Below are 15,249 nucleotides of genomic sequence, written 5' to 3'. Positions count from 1 at the left end.
GGCTAGGAGCTATTTAAGCTCCACAACCGTCACGCCAACGCCGCCCTCGCCATAATTGCCGAGTCGAAAGCTCTTCGCATGGCTGTGTCTACGCAAATATTGCTGTATTCCTGTACGAAGCACACCAGTGCCTTTACCATGAATAATAGCAACCTGAGCTAAGCCTGATAAAAAGGCCTCATCAAGAAAACGGTCAACCTCAAGGATTGCTTCTTCCAGATTTTCTCCGCGAAGATCGAGCTCCATCTTAATATTTTCTTCTCTGGTGCGCTGTAAGCTGGCTGCTTGCTTCGGCTGTTGTGTCTTACTAGCGGCAGCTCCAGAGCTTCGCAGCTCCAAATCATCCAGCGCAACCTTCATCTTCATAATGCCCAGCTGCACTGTAGCATCGGAACCATGAATTTCCACAACCGTGCCCTTCTGATTTAAGCTGTATACGGTTACTTCGTCGCCAGCTTCAATCTTAACCTGCTTCGTTGCTGTTTTGGAAGCTCCCCGCTTCGATTTCTGAAGCTCGGGAGCCGCTTCATCCAGCTTTCGGCGTGCCTCAATGAGCTTATGCTCCTTGACGGAGGCACCCTCCTCCATTGCAAGCTTGCGCAAATCCGCAATAATTTGTTCAGCTTCGCGTTTGGCTTTGAGGACAGCCTCGCGAGCCTCATCTTGCGCCTTCTGCATCAGCTTTTCTTTCTGCTCTTCAAAGCGCAGACTCTCTGCCTCATGGCGTGCGCGCAGCGTCTCCATCTCACGGCGGAGCGACTCTGCCGTTTGACGTTCCGTTTCAGCGCCTAACCGGTTCTCTTCAAGGGAGGCGATCATATTTTCAACCCGTTGATCCTCTTCGCTTACTTCTCCTCTTGCATGCTCAATAATCGAACGAGCAAGTCCTAAACGCTCAGCGATAGCAAATGCATTGCTTCGTCCAGGAACACCAACAAGCAGACGGTACGTAGGGCTTAACGTAGCAACATCAAACTCCATGCTGGCGTTAATGACTCCCTTGCGATTATAAGCATAAGCTTTCAGCTCGCTGTAATGCGTAGTTGCTACAATACGGCTTTCCATAGCATGAACATGCTCCAATATGGCAATAGCAAGTGCCGAGCCTTCAGCTGGATCTGTTCCTGCACCAAGCTCATCAAGCAGCACTAAGCTCTTTGATGTCATGGAGCCTAAAATGCGAATGATGTTTTTGAGATGGCTGGAAAACGTACTGAGGCTTTGCTCAATACTTTGCTCATCACCGATATCGGCATAGATAGCATCAAATACACAAAGCTGGCTGCCATCCTCAGCAGGTACAAACAATCCTGACATGGCCATAAGGCTAAGCAGTCCGATCGTTTTCAAGGAAACCGTTTTACCGCCTGTATTCGGTCCCGTTACAATGATGGATGTGTATTGATTGCCCAGCTCCACATCGAGTGGAACAACCTGCTCAGGTGCAATTAGCGGATGGCGTCCACGTTTTATTTTCAGAAAACCTCGGTCATTCATCCGCGGCTGTGTAGCCTTCATGAGATGAGCAAGCCGAGCCTTTGCAAAAGCAAAATCGATTTGGCCAAGCAAATCCAAGTTATAAATAAGATCTTCTACATAATCGGATGCCAAAGCAGTTAGCTTCTGCAAAATTTTCTCAATTTCCCGCAGCTCGCCTGCCTTTAGCTCTCGAAGCTTATTGTTCATCGCAACTATGGCTTCCGGTTCGATAAACAATGTTGCGCCAGAACCTGACTGATCGTGCACAATTCCGCCAAAGTGAGAACGGTATTCCTGTTTCACTGGAATAACATATCTATCGTTGCGAAGTGTTACAATGGCGTCCTGCAGCATTTTTTGAACGGACGAGGAACGGACCATTTGATCCATTTTCTCACGAATCCGTGATTCGCCATTTCTAAGCTCGCGCCGGATAGATGCCAGTTCAGCACTAGCGCTGTCCATCACTTCCGCTTGGTCATCGATGCAATCAAAAATTGCATCCTCAAGCGACTTATGCTCACTTATTTGATCTGCAATATGGTGCAGCATTGGAATAGGATTATCTTCATGCAAGACGCTGATATGCCGTTTTACACGTCTACCGCCCCGTGCGGTATTCGCAATATCCAGAAGCTCAGCCGGATTAAGGGTACCGCCTATACGGGCACGGTGAAGCGGCGCTGAGATGTCCACAATTCCCCCAAATGGCGCACTGCCTTTGAGACGATCAGCTGTGTAGGCCTCGTCGGTAATTTGCAAAATCTGCTTTACCGATTCCAGATCCGAAACCGGCTGCAGCGACTCAGCAATGGTTTTCCCAAGCGATGTTGCTGCATGCTGAGACAATCTATGTATGATTTTAGGATATTCAAGTGTCTTCAAAATTTTAGTGTCCAACAATTAACACTCCTCTCGCCTTCCTATTATAGCCGAATCACGACTTTGATGCACGAACTGAACCGTTGTTTCATACATAAATGATGCTCAATTGGTCACAATATAAACGAACGAGCCGTCTAACGACGCAACTTTAGCAATACTGTACGGAAGGAAATAACAAAGAACTGCGAACGTGGGCGACTATAAGCTACACAAGTACCAAAACAGCTCCAGTTTTGTTTTCCATTTGTTAAACTTAAGGAGGGTTATAAAATGTCTTTTTTGGGACATGTCGTCCGGTTTATCGTAGCGGCGCTGGTATTAATGCTTGTTGGGTTTATCGTTCCACAATTTAGTGTAGGCGGATTTTGGAGCGCCTTTTTCTTAGCGCTTGTCATTGCTGCACTAGGCTGGGTAATTGAAGGCATATTCGGCAAGCGGGTTACACCCTTTGGTCGAGGAATCGTCGGCTTCATCGCAAGCGCAGCTGTTATCTGGATTGCTCAGTTTATCGTAGGCGGCGTAACTGTAACCTTGCTTGGCGCCATCTTAGCTGCTCTTGTTATCGGGATCATCGACCTGTTCATTCCGGTCAGCACTCCCTATGAAGCAGGCAGACGCGATCGCGATTAATGCAGGCTTTATGTGAGACCAGCCCTTGATTGCCTTAATGGCGGTCAAGGGCTGATTGCTGCGTACTGCCAAATTTTCGCGTTTCCCCTAATCATTTCACAAGAAATTCATGAGTTTGTCATCACACCGTCACTGCAATTGAAAGCTAGTTAAGGTACAATAGATACAATCCAAAACATTCCTATTACATTGGATAATCGAAAGGGGACGTTTTACGAATGAAAAAATGGTTATTATTTGCAAGCGCAATGTGTTTAGTCGTTGTCATTGCTGCATGTGGCACAAACACAGCCAAACCCGAAAATAAAGAAACAAATACAACAGTAGCAGATAGCGGAGCTTCTTCATCTGACCTTGTCATGACAGCTTCTAACTGGAAATTTGACAAGAAGGAATATAAAATCAAAGCCGGCGAGACGGTTAATCTCAAGCTTGATTCGGTTGACGGTATTCATGGCGTTCAGATCCAAAAAACCGACTACAAACTTTCAAATGGCGACACGATCGCTGTAAACATTAGTGAGCCGGGAAGCTATCAAATGATTTGTTCCGTTCCATGCGGAGCAGGGCATAGAGAAATGAAAGCTGTATTGGTCGTAGAATAAACAATTCTGAAAATAAATAAAACTTAAAAACAGCCGAGCCGGATGGAATGAATCTGCTCTGCTGTTTTTTTTGTTGTTTCCTGTTCTATTTTACTCTGAGATGAGAGGTTAAAGCAGGAGAAACTTCCGTTATATTTATTTTTTACCTAAGCAGTGAGCATTTTGGGGATCATATCATTTTTTTCTCTATTCACGCAGCCAAACTACATATATTTTTCTTTTATCGCATATATCATTTTTATTTAACAATCGAGTAAGAAAATTTGATGACCTTCCTCTTTCCCCTCCTTGTCCCCTCTGATAAAATATTAACAATATGCAAAGCGAAAGGAGAAATGGTGATGGGAATTTTACAAAATCGAGTCGCCATTGTTAGTGGAGCTGGTACGGGGCTTGGACGTGCAGCTTCAATCTCGTTTGCAGCAGAAGGCGCAGATGTTGTGCTGCTTGGGAGAAGACTTGCGAAGCTTGAGGAAACAGCTTCGATTGTAAAGGCAAAGACGGGAAAAGATGCATTAGTGCTGCAAACAGATGTCTCCGATGAGCAGCAAGTCCAAGACACCATTTCAGCAGTCGTCCAGCAATTTGGGCATATCGATATTATTTTGAACAATGCTGCTGTTCTTGAATCAGGCAGCGTGCTCGAACTAACCTCAGAAGAATGGCAAAATCAAATTGCGATCAATCTGACAGGACCATTTCTGCTGACTAAGGCTGTTTTACCAACTATGCGCAGAGCAAAATATGGACGAATTATTAATATTACCTCCGGCCTGTCATGGAACGGCGCAGGCGGCTATGCAGCCTATAGCGCAGCCAAGGCAGGACTAGAGTCGTTGACACGCACCTTAGCCGATGAGGAGTATGAGCATGGTATTCTTGCAAACCTCTATAATCCCGGCATGCTTCGTACAGAAATGCACGCGACCGGCAAAGATCCTGCAATCGTTACACCGGACTTGATTCGTCTAGCAAGCTTGTCCGCCGGCGGTCCAACTGGCACAATCGTATCTTATGGTTAATCTCTAAAAAGAAACCGCAGAAACAAACGTCGGCAATAGCCTTTGTTTGTTTCTGCGGTTTCTTGGTTCTTAACGCTGGATCAGCTGTGCTCGATGAGCTCGATCCATTCGTTGTATTCAGTTTGCAGCTTCGAATATTCATTTTTCAGCTTATGATGCTGCTCCTGCAGATCAGCATGATCTTCAGCAAGCCTCTCTGCAGAACGAGCTGCTTCATCGCGTTCATAGACAAGTGACTCAAGTGCGCTTGCCGCCTCATCACGCTCACTTGCTAATCGCGCAGCCTGACGAGCTGCTTCATCTCTTTCTGTTGCAAGCTTAGACGTATACTCGCTCAGCTCTTCCTTCAAATCGGATGCGGCAGCTGCTTCCTGCATTGCTCGCTCCAGCCGCTCTCTCAGCTCCTCTTCCGCTGATTCACGCGACTTCTTCTCAAGCTCATACTGCTTCACCTCAGCAGCCACCTGTTCCGCATATTGCTGCTGTGCCTGCAATCGCTCACTGAGCTCACGTTCACGGGCTGAAGCCGCTTCTAGCTGCTGAGCTGCAATGCGCTCTCGAGCTGCTGTCCATTCCAACTGCTCCGTTAGCTCTTGTTCTCTAATTTGCAGTTTCTCCAAATCAGCCTTATAGACCTGTTCACCGTTTGCAGCAGAAGCCGCAATTTGCTCAATTTTGTCCAGCTGCGCTTGCAACTTCTGGGTCGCAGTCTCGTAATCGTGCTGCTGAAGCAGCAGCAGCTCCTCTTGATCCGCAGATAGCTGCTTCAATTGCTCGTCATGCTCTGCTGCCAGTTGCTGCAAGCGAGCTTCACGTTCATTCACTAGCTGTTTGCGAACCTCATCCTGCTTGGCAGCAAGCTCATTATAGCGCTCTTCATACTGGTCAACGAGTTGCTCCGCAATTGCAGCTTGCTCGACAGCCGCTGCTTTGGACTTGGCTTCAAAATCATTTGTCAGCTGCTTCTGAGCATCTTCAAATTGTATCGCTTGCTCAAGCAGCTTCTCTTCATATTTCTGAACGAGTTCATTCTGCCTAGCTTCATACTCGGCTGCCTTTTGCTTTGCCTGCTCATTATAATCGTGAGCCAGCTGCTTATTTTGCTCCTCGTATTGCACAGCCTGCTCTAGCAGCTGTTCTTCATGAAGCGAAGCCATTGCTCTATTATTTGCTTCATGCTCAGCTGCTTTTTGCTTGCTCCGCTCCTCATATTCAAGGACAAGCTGTTTACTTTGCTCCTCATATAGCAGAGCCTGCTCTAGAAGCTGCTCTTCATGTTGCTCTGCTTGCTGCTGCAGCTGCTCTTCATATTGTCTAGCAAGCTTCTTATTCAGTTCCTCATGGCTTGCTGCGAGCTCCTTGTACCTAGCATCCTTCTCTTCTGCCAACTGCTCATAGCGTTCATTGCTTTCTGCGGTCATTTGCTTAAACAGCTCGTCATTGTCGGCTTCGACTATTCGCAGCTGCCCTTCATGCTCCTCGCGCAGCGTCCTAGCAAGCTCACGCTTCTCATCCTCAAGCTTTTGCAGTTTCTGCTCATGCTCTTCTTCGAGCAATTCCTTCTGATTTTCAAGCTCAATCCGAAGCAGGTTGTTATGCTCTTCTGTCTGCTTCTGACTCATCAATTCGTGCTCTTCCAGCTCAAGCTGCAGCTTTAATAACTCCTCTTCAAGCTCAAGCTGCTTCTGTTCCTGCTGCTGCTCACGTTCCGCTGCTTCTTTCAATCGCGTTTGCAAATCTGTCGCCCGCTTATCCGCAGCGGAAACATGACTGCGTTCATGAACAAGCTTCTGTTCCAGCTCTTGGATTTGTGCTAAGGACTGGCTGCTCTGTTCCTGCAGCTCCTCGATCTTGCTGCGTGTTTCATTCAGCTCGCTTTGCAGCAGCTCCCATTCATTTTCTTTTTCACGGAGCTCCTGTTCCAGCTGAGCATATGATGTGCGGAAGGATTCCTCCTGCTCCATTGCCTGTACGAGCTGCTCATCTGCTGAATTTATACGATTTTCAAATAATTCCTTGTCCTTCTTCCAGCCTTCTTGAAGCTCAGCAATTTGGGTTTGCAGCTTGCCTCGCTCCTCCAGCCAGCCGTTTCTACGCCGCTCAAGATCAGCACGAAAAGCTTGTTCTGATTTAGCAGTTTCTGCCTTCCAAGCCTGCTCACGCTCTTCACTCTGGCGGGCAATTTCTAGCTGCGAGGTTTCTGCATGGGCTAACCAGCTGAGTTCTCGCTCATCCCATTTACTCTGCCAGCTTCCTTCAAGCTCAGTCAGCTGCGCCTCTTTCTCTGCCTTTAATGCTGCAAGCAGTGCTTCTTGCTCTGAGGCTAAAGCATTTAATTGCGCTTCTTTTTCTTGTCTAAGTGAAGCCAGTTCATCTGCCTTCACTTGTTCAAGCTCCAATCGCAGTTCTTCCTTCTCCAGTTCCAATTCAAGCTGCTGATTGTCCTTGGACAATCGCAATTCAGCCAGTTCTTCATCCTTTTGTTTTCTCAGCATGGCAAACTCTGCTTGCTCTGCTTCCTTCTGACTTGCAAGCTCTGCCAGCTCTAATTCCTTCTTACTTGCAAGCTCTGCAAGTTCTGTTTCCTTCTGACTTGCAAGCTCTGCAAGTTCTGTTTCCTTCTGACTTGCAAGCTCTGCAAGTTCTAATTCCTTCAGACTTGCAAGCTCTGCAAGTTCTGTTTCCTTCTGGCTTGCAAGCTCTGCCATTTCAGCAGTCTTCTTGCTGCTAAGCTCTTCTATTTTCGTTTCCATCATACGCTTTAATTCATTCAGCTCTGAATCCTTCCGAGCTTGGAGCTGTGCAAATTGCTCATCCTTTTTCGTTCTGAGCGCTGTAATCCGTTCCACATTTTCTTGTGTAAGACGGATGATCGTCTCCTCTTGCACCTTCATTGCCTCGGCTGCTGCTGCTTGCTGAGCTGAAGCTTGCTCTGCGGCAAGCGCCAGCATTTCGTTCAGCTCTGCTTCTGCCGCCGCTTTAGCCTTTTGCAATTGCTCGCTCGCCATACGCTTCGTCTCAGCAAGCTCAGCTTTAAGCGAGACCGCTTGCTCGCTCATTTGCTCCAGCTCTCTGATCAGGAGATTAAGCTTCGCTTCTTCCTCCAGAAGTCTTGTATTGTCGCGGCGCAATCGAAATACTTCCTCTGTTATTTGCACAGCAGAGAGGACAGCCAGCTTCGGCATATCAAGACGCGGATACCCCTTCGCCAGCTTCTTCATGCTCTCGTCAATCGCCGCTGCAACCCTTTTCATATATTCTACGTTGGTATGGCCCTTTAACTTATATTGAATTCCATATATATCAACCGTAACTACCGTTTGTTCAGCATCCATTAAGGCGAATCCTCCTAATATACAAGTAGAGCTAGCTTAAACGGCTGACATCATCCTTCAGGGGCATACGTTGTTTACGTTCTCAACTTTTGCCGTCCAGAGAGGAACTGCTTTCGTTTCTCTAGCAAATATAAATACATGATCGTTATGAAAAAACCAATCATTCCTTATATTTACAAGGAAAAAAGCCGCATCAATAGCTCACTAGGAACTATTTCGATGCGGCTTTGAAGGTTTCCTGCCTACTTGCGTAATTCTGCTGCAAAAGATTGTTCTAATTGTAAAACAACCTTGCCATGCAGCTCTGTTACCTCTTCATCCGTCAATGTACGCTCGCCATGACGGTAAACAAGCGATATCGCCACGCTCTTCTTGCCAGCTCCCAGCTTCTCTCCTGTATAAACGTCAAAGACGCGTACAGACTCAAGCAGTTCGCTTGCAATGTCCCATGCCACGCCAGTTAGCTTGGCAGCAGCAACCTCTTGATCCACGACTACTGCAATATCACGCTGCATAGCCGGGTAGCGAGGCAATACTTTATATTCGATTGCCGCATCTGCTTGCTCATAGATGAGGTCAAGTCCAATTTCCAGCACGTACGTATCAGCTAGATCCTCCTCAAGTTGAAGAGCAGGGTGCAGTTGGCCAACATAACCAATTACTTCATTGCCTTTAGGCGTGTGAAGAAGAACGGCAGCCGTTCTGCCTGGATGGAAATGCTCAGGCTGAGCCGCTTCGAATGATATGCTGGCTGTTAAGCCAAGTACGGCAAATACCGTTTCCAAAATGCCCTTCGCATCATAGAAATCAACTTGAGCCGCTTTTGCATTCCACTCAGCTTCTGAACGATTGCCAGTCAAAAGAGCTGCAAAACGATGCTTCTCATGAGGCAGGCGAGTCAGTTGCTCTTCATCGGTATGGAATACGCTGCCGATCTCAAAGATCGCTGCGGATTCATTTTTGCGATTGCGATTATAAGCCGCAGTCTCCAGTAGCTGTGCGATAAGCGTCGTACGAAGTACACTGCGATCCTCGCTCATAGGCATGGCTAGGCGAATTGGATTCGTATGCTCCGCTAGTGCAGGGAATAGCTTAGTCCGCTCAGGTCCCGTGAAGGAATAGCTGACAACCTCATGCAAACCTGCATCTGACAGGCGCTTGCGCAGCTCGCGGCGAATAGCTTGCGGCTTCGTTAGCGAACCTGGCACAACATCGCCGTGAATGAGCGTAGTAGGAATTTCATCATAGCCGTGCAAACGAGCTACTTCCTCGATTAGATCTACTGCACGCGTAATGTCACCGCGGCGTGTAGGAACATTTACAGTAAATACATTGTCGCCTGACAGCTCATATTCAAAGTGCAAACGGCCAAATATCGTCTGAACTTCAAGTCTTGACAGCTCTGTGCCCAGATAGCCATTAATTTTATCCAATGAAACGGACACTTTGGCTGGTTTCACTTCACCTGCATGCACTTCTACAATGCCTTCAGCAACTAAACCTTCAGCAAGCTCTGCGATAAGGGAAGCTGCACGATCGAGCGCAGGAATAACTCTCGCCGGATCTACTTCTTTCTCAAAGCGAATGCTTGATTCCGAGCGAAGTCCTAGTTGACGTGACGTTTTGCGCACGGTGCCGCCATCGAATTTTGCTGATTCAAGCAAAATGTTGACCGTCTCGCCTGTAACTTCGGTGCTTGCTCCACCCATTACGCCTGCAAGGGCAATTGGCTGCTCACCATCAGTAATAACGAGCATATGCGGCTCTAGCTTGCGCTCTTGATCATCCAAGGTAACAAGCGTTTCGCCAGCTTTGGCAAGGCGAACATCAATGCGGCCGCCAGGCAAACGATCTGCATCAAAAGCATGAAGCGGTTGGCCGTATTCAAGCATAACAAAGTTTGTAACGTCAACAACGTTGTTGATTGGACGAACGCCGGCAGCGATCAATCGGTTTTGCAGCCACAATGGGGACTCACCGATTTTTACGCCTTTAATATAACGAGCCGAATAATGCGAGCAATGCTCAGGTGCACTAATGCTGACCGTTGCAAGGCTATCCGCACGTACGGCTGTATGATTAATAACAGCCTTTGGCAGACGAACTTCACGGCCAGTTAAAGCTCCAATCTCATAAGCAACACCAATCATGCTGAGGCAGTCTGAACGGTTTGGCGTCAAATCAAGCTCGAGCACCTCATCGTTAATGCCAAGCACATCGCCAATTGGCGCACCGATTTTCGTTGTAGCTGGAAGAACAAGAATGCCTTCCTGCTGTTCTTTTGGCAGAAGCTTTTCATTCAAACCAAGCTCCTTCGCCGAGCAAATCATCCCTTGGGATTCAACGCCGCGAAGCTTTGCACGTTTAATTTTGAAATCGCCAGGCAATACAGCACCGATTACCGCAACCGGAACAAGCTGGCCTGCATCGACATTTTTGGCTCCGCAAACGATTTGCAGCTCTTCGCCAGTGCCAACGTCAACCTTACACACGTTCAGCTTATCCGCGTCCGGGTGCTTTTCCTTCGATTTCACATAACCAACTACGACGCCGGTCACGCCTTTATTGCGGGATTCCACAACGTCGATTTCAATGCCGCCGCGCGTCATTTTCTCCGCAAGCTCCTGTCCTGTGAAGCCGGACAAATCGATATATTCATTTAACCATTTATAGGATACATTCATCTCTTTTCTTCCCTTCTCTCATTGCTACATTCTTGCGAATTGGCTTAAGAACCTCAGATCGTTCGTATAGAAATGACGAATATCGTCAATGCCGTATTTCAACAACGCGATACGCTCAATGCCCATGCCGAATGCAAAGCCGCTGACCTCTTCCGGATCGTAACCGCCCATTTCAAGAACGCGTGGATGCACCATGCCACAGCCAAGAATTTCAAGCCAGCCTGTATGCTTGCACATGCGGCAGCCTTTACCGCCACACTGAACGCAAGTAACGTCAACCTCAGCACTTGGCTCCGTGAATGGGAAGAAGCTTGGACGAAGTCTAATTTGCGCTTGTGAGCCGAACATTTGCTGAACGAATTGCAGCAATGCTCCTTTCAAATCGCTCATCCGAATATTTTTGCCGATGACAAGACCTTCGATTTGATTGAACTGGAATGAATGTGTCGCATCGTCATCATCACGGCGGTAAACTTTACCCGGACAAATGACTTTAACAGGCGTTTGGCCCTTCATTGCTTTCATTGTACGAACCTGAACCGGGGAGGTCTGCGTACGCATCAAGATATCATCCGTAATATAGAACGAATCCTGCATGTCGCGGGCTGGATGGTTCTTAGGCAAGTTCAATGCCTCGAAATTGTAATAATCCTCTTCAACCTCTGGACCCTCGGCAATTGTATAGCCAAGACCGATAAAAATGTCTTCAATTTCTTGGGCTACCTTGTTCAAAGGATGTACTGCGCCGGTAGGCAATTGCTTGCCTGGCAGCGTAACATCCAGCGTCTCTGCAAGGAGTCTATTGTTCGTCTCAGCTTGCTGGAATGCATCCTGCTTCTCATCGATAACCGTTTCAATAGCTGCTCGAACATCATTCGCTACTTGACCAATTACTGGACGTTCTTCAGCGCTTAGTCCACCCATGCCGCGCAAAATTTCAGTCAAAGCGCCTTTTTTACCTAAATATTTAACGCGCAAATCATTTAGCTGCTGTGGCGTATCCACATGCTGAAGCTCCTGCAATGCTTCAACGCGCAGTCCTTCCAATCTTTCCTTCATTTTTCTTCGCCTCCATATCATCATCCCTAAATCATGCAAGCGTAACGGCTAAAGCCATCCTTAGGAGGCTTAGCTAACGTTTCGCGGTAAAATATAAGCTCTTTATAAGCTAACAAACTTATAAATGGTTATATTTACACAAAAAAAGGCCCTCTCTCCCTAAAGGGACGAAAGAACCGTGGTACCACCCTAATTCGGATTGAGCATCAGCCTGTACGCATAACCAAGTGTGGCTAACGTCGCCTAGAGGCGCTGAATGACAATCCCTTAGCCCCATAACGGCGGGAACCGGAACTTCCCTACACGCGCCGTATATCATGGCGTTTCAGGTGTCTGCTCAGGAGTGAACTTGGGCAGCCTATTTTCACAAAAACGCTCTCAGTCTACGGCGTCTTCTTCCTGTGCGAAAGTACTGCTTACTCTTCTCCATCATCGCTTTACTTCGATTATGAAATAATAATCTATATTATATGCAATCTGAAGTACCGTTGCAACCGCTAAGCTTGCTTTTTGCTACGAATCAATCCTCATCATCATTTCTTCCAGCAATCGAATGCGTGCGAACGACGCTCGGAGAAGCCCGATTCCTATTTCCGGGTACAAACGAATGAGCCTTGACACATTATCGCCCAGCAGCTTCAGCACTCTCACATCGCCAAGCAAGGATTGCGCCGTTACTGTAGATGAGGTGCTGTCGAGCGCTGAAGTTACGCCGCATACATCCCCTGCACCGAGTACGCCGATCGTTCCTTCCCAGCCTGCTGCGGAAATGCTCGTAAGCTCGATATTGCCGTCAACGATAACATACATCGCGGGGTTAGGCTCTCCTCTTTGCAGCAGATTCTCTCCATCCGGGCATACATACTCCTCGGCAATATTAGCAATTAAGCCTAGCTCCTCAAGCGATAAATCAGCGAAATAGGGAACCTGCCTTAAAAAGACTACTTTGTTTAAACGGCTCATCATCTGCTGGTCTTTGGACATTTGTTCCCCCTCCTCCACTAACGCCGCTGCAGCGATCTCCCGCCACCAATCATCATTTCCGTTTAGTGCTGCCTCCAATAGGACAGTCGCTTCCTCATCGGCAGTTACTTCTCTTCCAGCTTCGCCGCGTTCTAGAACGGTCAGCAAAAACTGCGATAATCTGCGCTCACCCATGCCCTCCGCGAGCACTTCCCAAGCATTGCTGCGAATTTCTTCGTCTTCATCAGCAGCTGCCCTTCTGATCGCATCAACAACCTGCTCATCCGCAAGCTTGGTCAGCACCGCCCATACTCCTGTAAAAATAAAGTCGCGAACCTCTCGCCAGCGCAGCAAAGCAAGCTCTGCAAGCTCCGTCTTCCCTAGCTGTTTGAGTGACAATGAATAACCTGACGCTGCCTCAAGCTCACTTAAACGATTTAGCGCTTCATCCGTTAGCTTAGAACGTACCTGCTCGTCTGGCAGAAGTGCCGAGAGCGTAATCATCACAGCTGTCCATCGCTTCAGCGGCGCGCCATTCAAGCTGTCAGTCAGCAGCTCTATCGCACCATCGCCCATCTGAATAAAGCTTTCTGTCGTCGTGCGGAACATTTCTTGGTCCATAAGCGGGAGACGCTCCAGCAGAATGGGTATAATGGATGTAACCTTAAGCCTTCCCAAACATGCGATTGCTGCAACCCTTGCCGCTGGATGCGCATCATCAACAAGCTTCTCAACCTTCGGCACAAACGAATACAGCTCAAGCTCCGCGATAACTCGGCAAATATAAACTGAGGATTCGCCTCCTGCATCAAGAATACGATCGATCACTTCCGCACATGCCTCGAGGCTTGCTGCATTGTTAAAGGAGTACATCGCTTTGACTGCCTCTGCAATGACACTCGGATGCCGATCAAGCAGCTTTTGCCGCAGGAAATAAAAAGCCTGATGCTCCATATGCTTCATTCTGCCAATCTGTCTTACTCCTTCAGCACGCATCTCATCGTCCTGATCCTCAAGGAATGCTGCTACCTTCACCATCGCATGCAGGTCTGCGCGCTCAAGATTCATCGCCCTAACCGCAGCAACGCGAATGCGTGGATTCGGATCATCAATCAGCGCCAGCAAATCGGCAACATCATTCGGATTTTGTTGCCTGCCGATAATTTGCAAGGCAATTTCTTTCGCAGAGTCTATCGGCTGCTTCAACATGGCCCTGAGCTCTGCCATTGCAGCTTCGTTTCGACTAAATTCATCGAACTGCTCCGCTAAGTCCTGCTCGCCAATTGTCTGTATGCTGCCTACAAGCTCGCGCATATAGAACCTTCTGCCGAACCAAGCAAGCACAAACAGCAGCACGGCGCCTGCAAATCCTACAAACGACAAGGCTGTCCAGGATACCCCAAAGCCTGAATGCAAAAACTGCAAGCCAGCGCCGATCAAAATGCCCGCCGTAGCCGCAATTCCTTGCGCTGCATATCTGTAGCTGTCACGCTGCGCAAGCGGAAGCGTCTTGAAGAACAGCTGATAGGAAGGCTCGGCTGAATAATAAAGCAGCAAATATAACAGCATGTAGCCGATCGAAATCATTGGAAGCGCCGCTGGACCGCCAACAAAAAATAAAGCGCCGGCAAAGGCGAGAACATAAACGCCTGATATAGCCGTAAGCATTTGGCTTGCACCAAGGCGTGCCATCAGCTTGCCTGAGACGGTTTGCAGCAAAAAGGCAAGAACAAACAACACCATCGTAATCATCCCAAAAAACCGGCTGAAAGCCTGTTCGCTTGGAAATGACATTTTTGTCACGTTCAGAAACTCATATTCCATTAGAAAATAAAGAGCTGGCATCAGTGTCATAAGCAAAATAACGGTTAGCAAAAAAGGAGATCGAAGGGCGTGCTTAAACACCGCTCCCGTTGACACCGGTTCCTCCTCTAGAGCATTTGCTTCGATTTTGATCGACAATGGCACCAAATAACGGGTAATCACTTTACGGTAATTCGGCAATGCAGCCAGAAGCAGCAAACCGGAAGCGGCATAAATAACCTCGGGTCCAAAAAATAGGCTTAAAAGCTGTGCAAGCAAACCTGCCGCTACTCCGCCAAGCGTTGCAGAGCCAACGAACACGGGCATGAGACGCTTCGCTTGCTGCGTCGAGCACAAATCAACGGCCAAGCTCCAAAGCAATAGGGTCTGCTGCCTAACGACAAAGCTGGAAGCTATGAACAAGACGGGATAATACCCTCTCAGCTCTAGACCGAAGCTCTGCAATACTAGCAGCATCAATGCATTTACGGCAACGATGCCTAACATTATTCCATATAAGACGCGCATCAGCTTCGGCTTTGGCAGCCTAGCAGCAAGCCAGGACAAGAGCCACGCCTCTAGCGGCAATATGATAGCCTCCGCCGCATATACATAGGGAAGGTATTCACTTCCGAACCGCTGATTGAACAACGTCATAAAGCCATTGTAATTAAGCATTTCAGATATGCCGCAAATAAAAAAAACAGGTGCCATCATAAGCAGCTTTCGCTGATCCTCTGGACGGGCACCGATTGCGCGCAATATGGTATCTTTAGTCATATCT

At 47.9% G+C, this 15,249-nt stretch carries 8 protein-coding genes; 3 read left to right on the top strand and 5 right to left on the bottom strand.

The genetic code is table 11. From position 1 onward, the window contains the following. Positions 1–9: 9 nt before the first annotated feature. The gene (locus ACIFSR_RS12340; protein ID WP_339207696.1) at positions 10–2,379 is read right to left on the bottom strand and encodes an endonuclease MutS2; all 2,370 of its coding nucleotides are present in this window, start codon (positions 2,377–2,379) and stop codon (positions 10–12) included. Between the two features lie 255 nt (positions 2,380–2,634). Between ACIFSR_RS12340 and ACIFSR_RS12335 the strand changes: the two genes are divergently transcribed. The 3 genes from ACIFSR_RS12335 to ACIFSR_RS12325 all read left to right on the top strand — a co-directional run bounded on the left by ACIFSR_RS12335 (position 2,635) and on the right by ACIFSR_RS12325 (position 4,621). Beyond that, the gene (locus ACIFSR_RS12335; RefSeq protein WP_076267892.1) at positions 2,635–2,994 is read left to right on the top strand and encodes a phage holin family protein; all 360 of its coding nucleotides are present in this window, start codon (positions 2,635–2,637) and stop codon (positions 2,992–2,994) included. Between the two features lie 218 nt (positions 2,995–3,212). After that, positions 3,213–3,599, top strand: coding sequence for a cytochrome C oxidase subunit II (locus tag ACIFSR_RS12330; protein ID WP_339207695.1), 387 nt, complete (start codon positions 3,213–3,215; stop codon positions 3,597–3,599). A 341-nt stretch (positions 3,600–3,940) separates the two neighbouring features. Then, positions 3,941–4,621, top strand: a complete 681-nt coding sequence (locus ACIFSR_RS12325) for an SDR family NAD(P)-dependent oxidoreductase (protein ID WP_339207694.1) — start codon at positions 3,941–3,943, stop codon at positions 4,619–4,621. Between the two features lie 80 nt (positions 4,622–4,701). On the opposite strand, the gene zapA is transcribed toward ACIFSR_RS12325, so the two are convergent. From zapA to ACIFSR_RS12305, 4 genes are all read right to left on the bottom strand, one after another. After that, positions 4,702–7,956 (bottom strand): cell division protein ZapA, encoded by a 3,255-nt coding sequence (gene zapA, locus ACIFSR_RS12320; protein WP_430057605.1) that lies wholly within the window; start codon positions 7,954–7,956, stop codon positions 4,702–4,704. A 242-nt stretch (positions 7,957–8,198) separates the two neighbouring features. Further along, the gene (gene pheT, locus ACIFSR_RS12315) at positions 8,199–10,640 is read right to left on the bottom strand and encodes a phenylalanine--tRNA ligase subunit beta (RefSeq protein WP_430057603.1); all 2,442 of its coding nucleotides are present in this window, start codon (positions 10,638–10,640) and stop codon (positions 8,199–8,201) included. A 24-nt stretch (positions 10,641–10,664) separates the two neighbouring features. Further along, on the bottom strand, positions 10,665–11,699 hold the full coding sequence (pheS, locus tag ACIFSR_RS12310; RefSeq protein WP_339207691.1) for a phenylalanine--tRNA ligase subunit alpha: 1,035 nt from the start codon (positions 11,697–11,699) through the stop codon (positions 10,665–10,667). 513 nt (positions 11,700–12,212) lie between these two features. Beyond that, positions 12,213–15,245 carry a cyclic nucleotide-binding domain-containing protein gene (locus ACIFSR_RS12305; RefSeq protein WP_430057602.1) on the bottom strand — a complete coding sequence of 1,011 codons (3,033 nt, stop codon included), beginning with the start codon at positions 15,243–15,245 and terminating at the stop codon, positions 12,213–12,215. Positions 15,246–15,249 lie beyond the last annotated feature (4 nt).

Origin of the sequence: Paenibacillus sp. NRS-1760 (assembly GCF_050467785.1) — a bacterium.
Taxonomy (GTDB): Bacteria; Bacillota; Bacilli; order Paenibacillales; family Paenibacillaceae; genus Pristimantibacillus.
The sequence above is the reverse complement of the archived record's forward strand: the minus strand, read 5'-3'. Positions and strand labels throughout refer to the sequence as shown.

What these genes read in the sequence shown, in the direction of transcription:
- ACIFSR_RS12335 (WP_076267892.1), top strand. Translation starts at nt 2,635, where the DNA reads ATGTCTTTTTTGGGACATGTCGTCCGGTTTATCGTAGCGGCGCTGGTA.
- ACIFSR_RS12330 (WP_339207695.1), top strand. Translation starts at nt 3,213, where the DNA reads ATGAAAAAATGGTTATTATTTGCAAGCGCAATGTGTTTAGTCGTTGTC.
- ACIFSR_RS12325 (WP_339207694.1), top strand. Translation starts at nt 3,941, where the DNA reads ATGGGAATTTTACAAAATCGAGTCGCCATTGTTAGTGGAGCTGGTACG.
- zapA (WP_430057605.1), bottom strand. Translation starts at nt 7,956, where the DNA reads ATGGATGCTGAACAAACGGTAGTTACGGTTGATATATATGGAATTCAA.
- pheT (WP_430057603.1), bottom strand. Translation starts at nt 10,640, where the DNA reads ATGAATGTATCCTATAAATGGTTAAATGAATATATCGATTTGTCCGGC.
- pheS (WP_339207691.1), bottom strand. Translation starts at nt 11,699, where the DNA reads ATGAAGGAAAGATTGGAAGGACTGCGCGTTGAAGCATTGCAGGAGCTT.
- ACIFSR_RS12305 (WP_430057602.1), bottom strand. Translation starts at nt 15,245, where the DNA reads ATGACTAAAGATACCATATTGCGCGCAATCGGTGCCCGTCCAGAGGAT.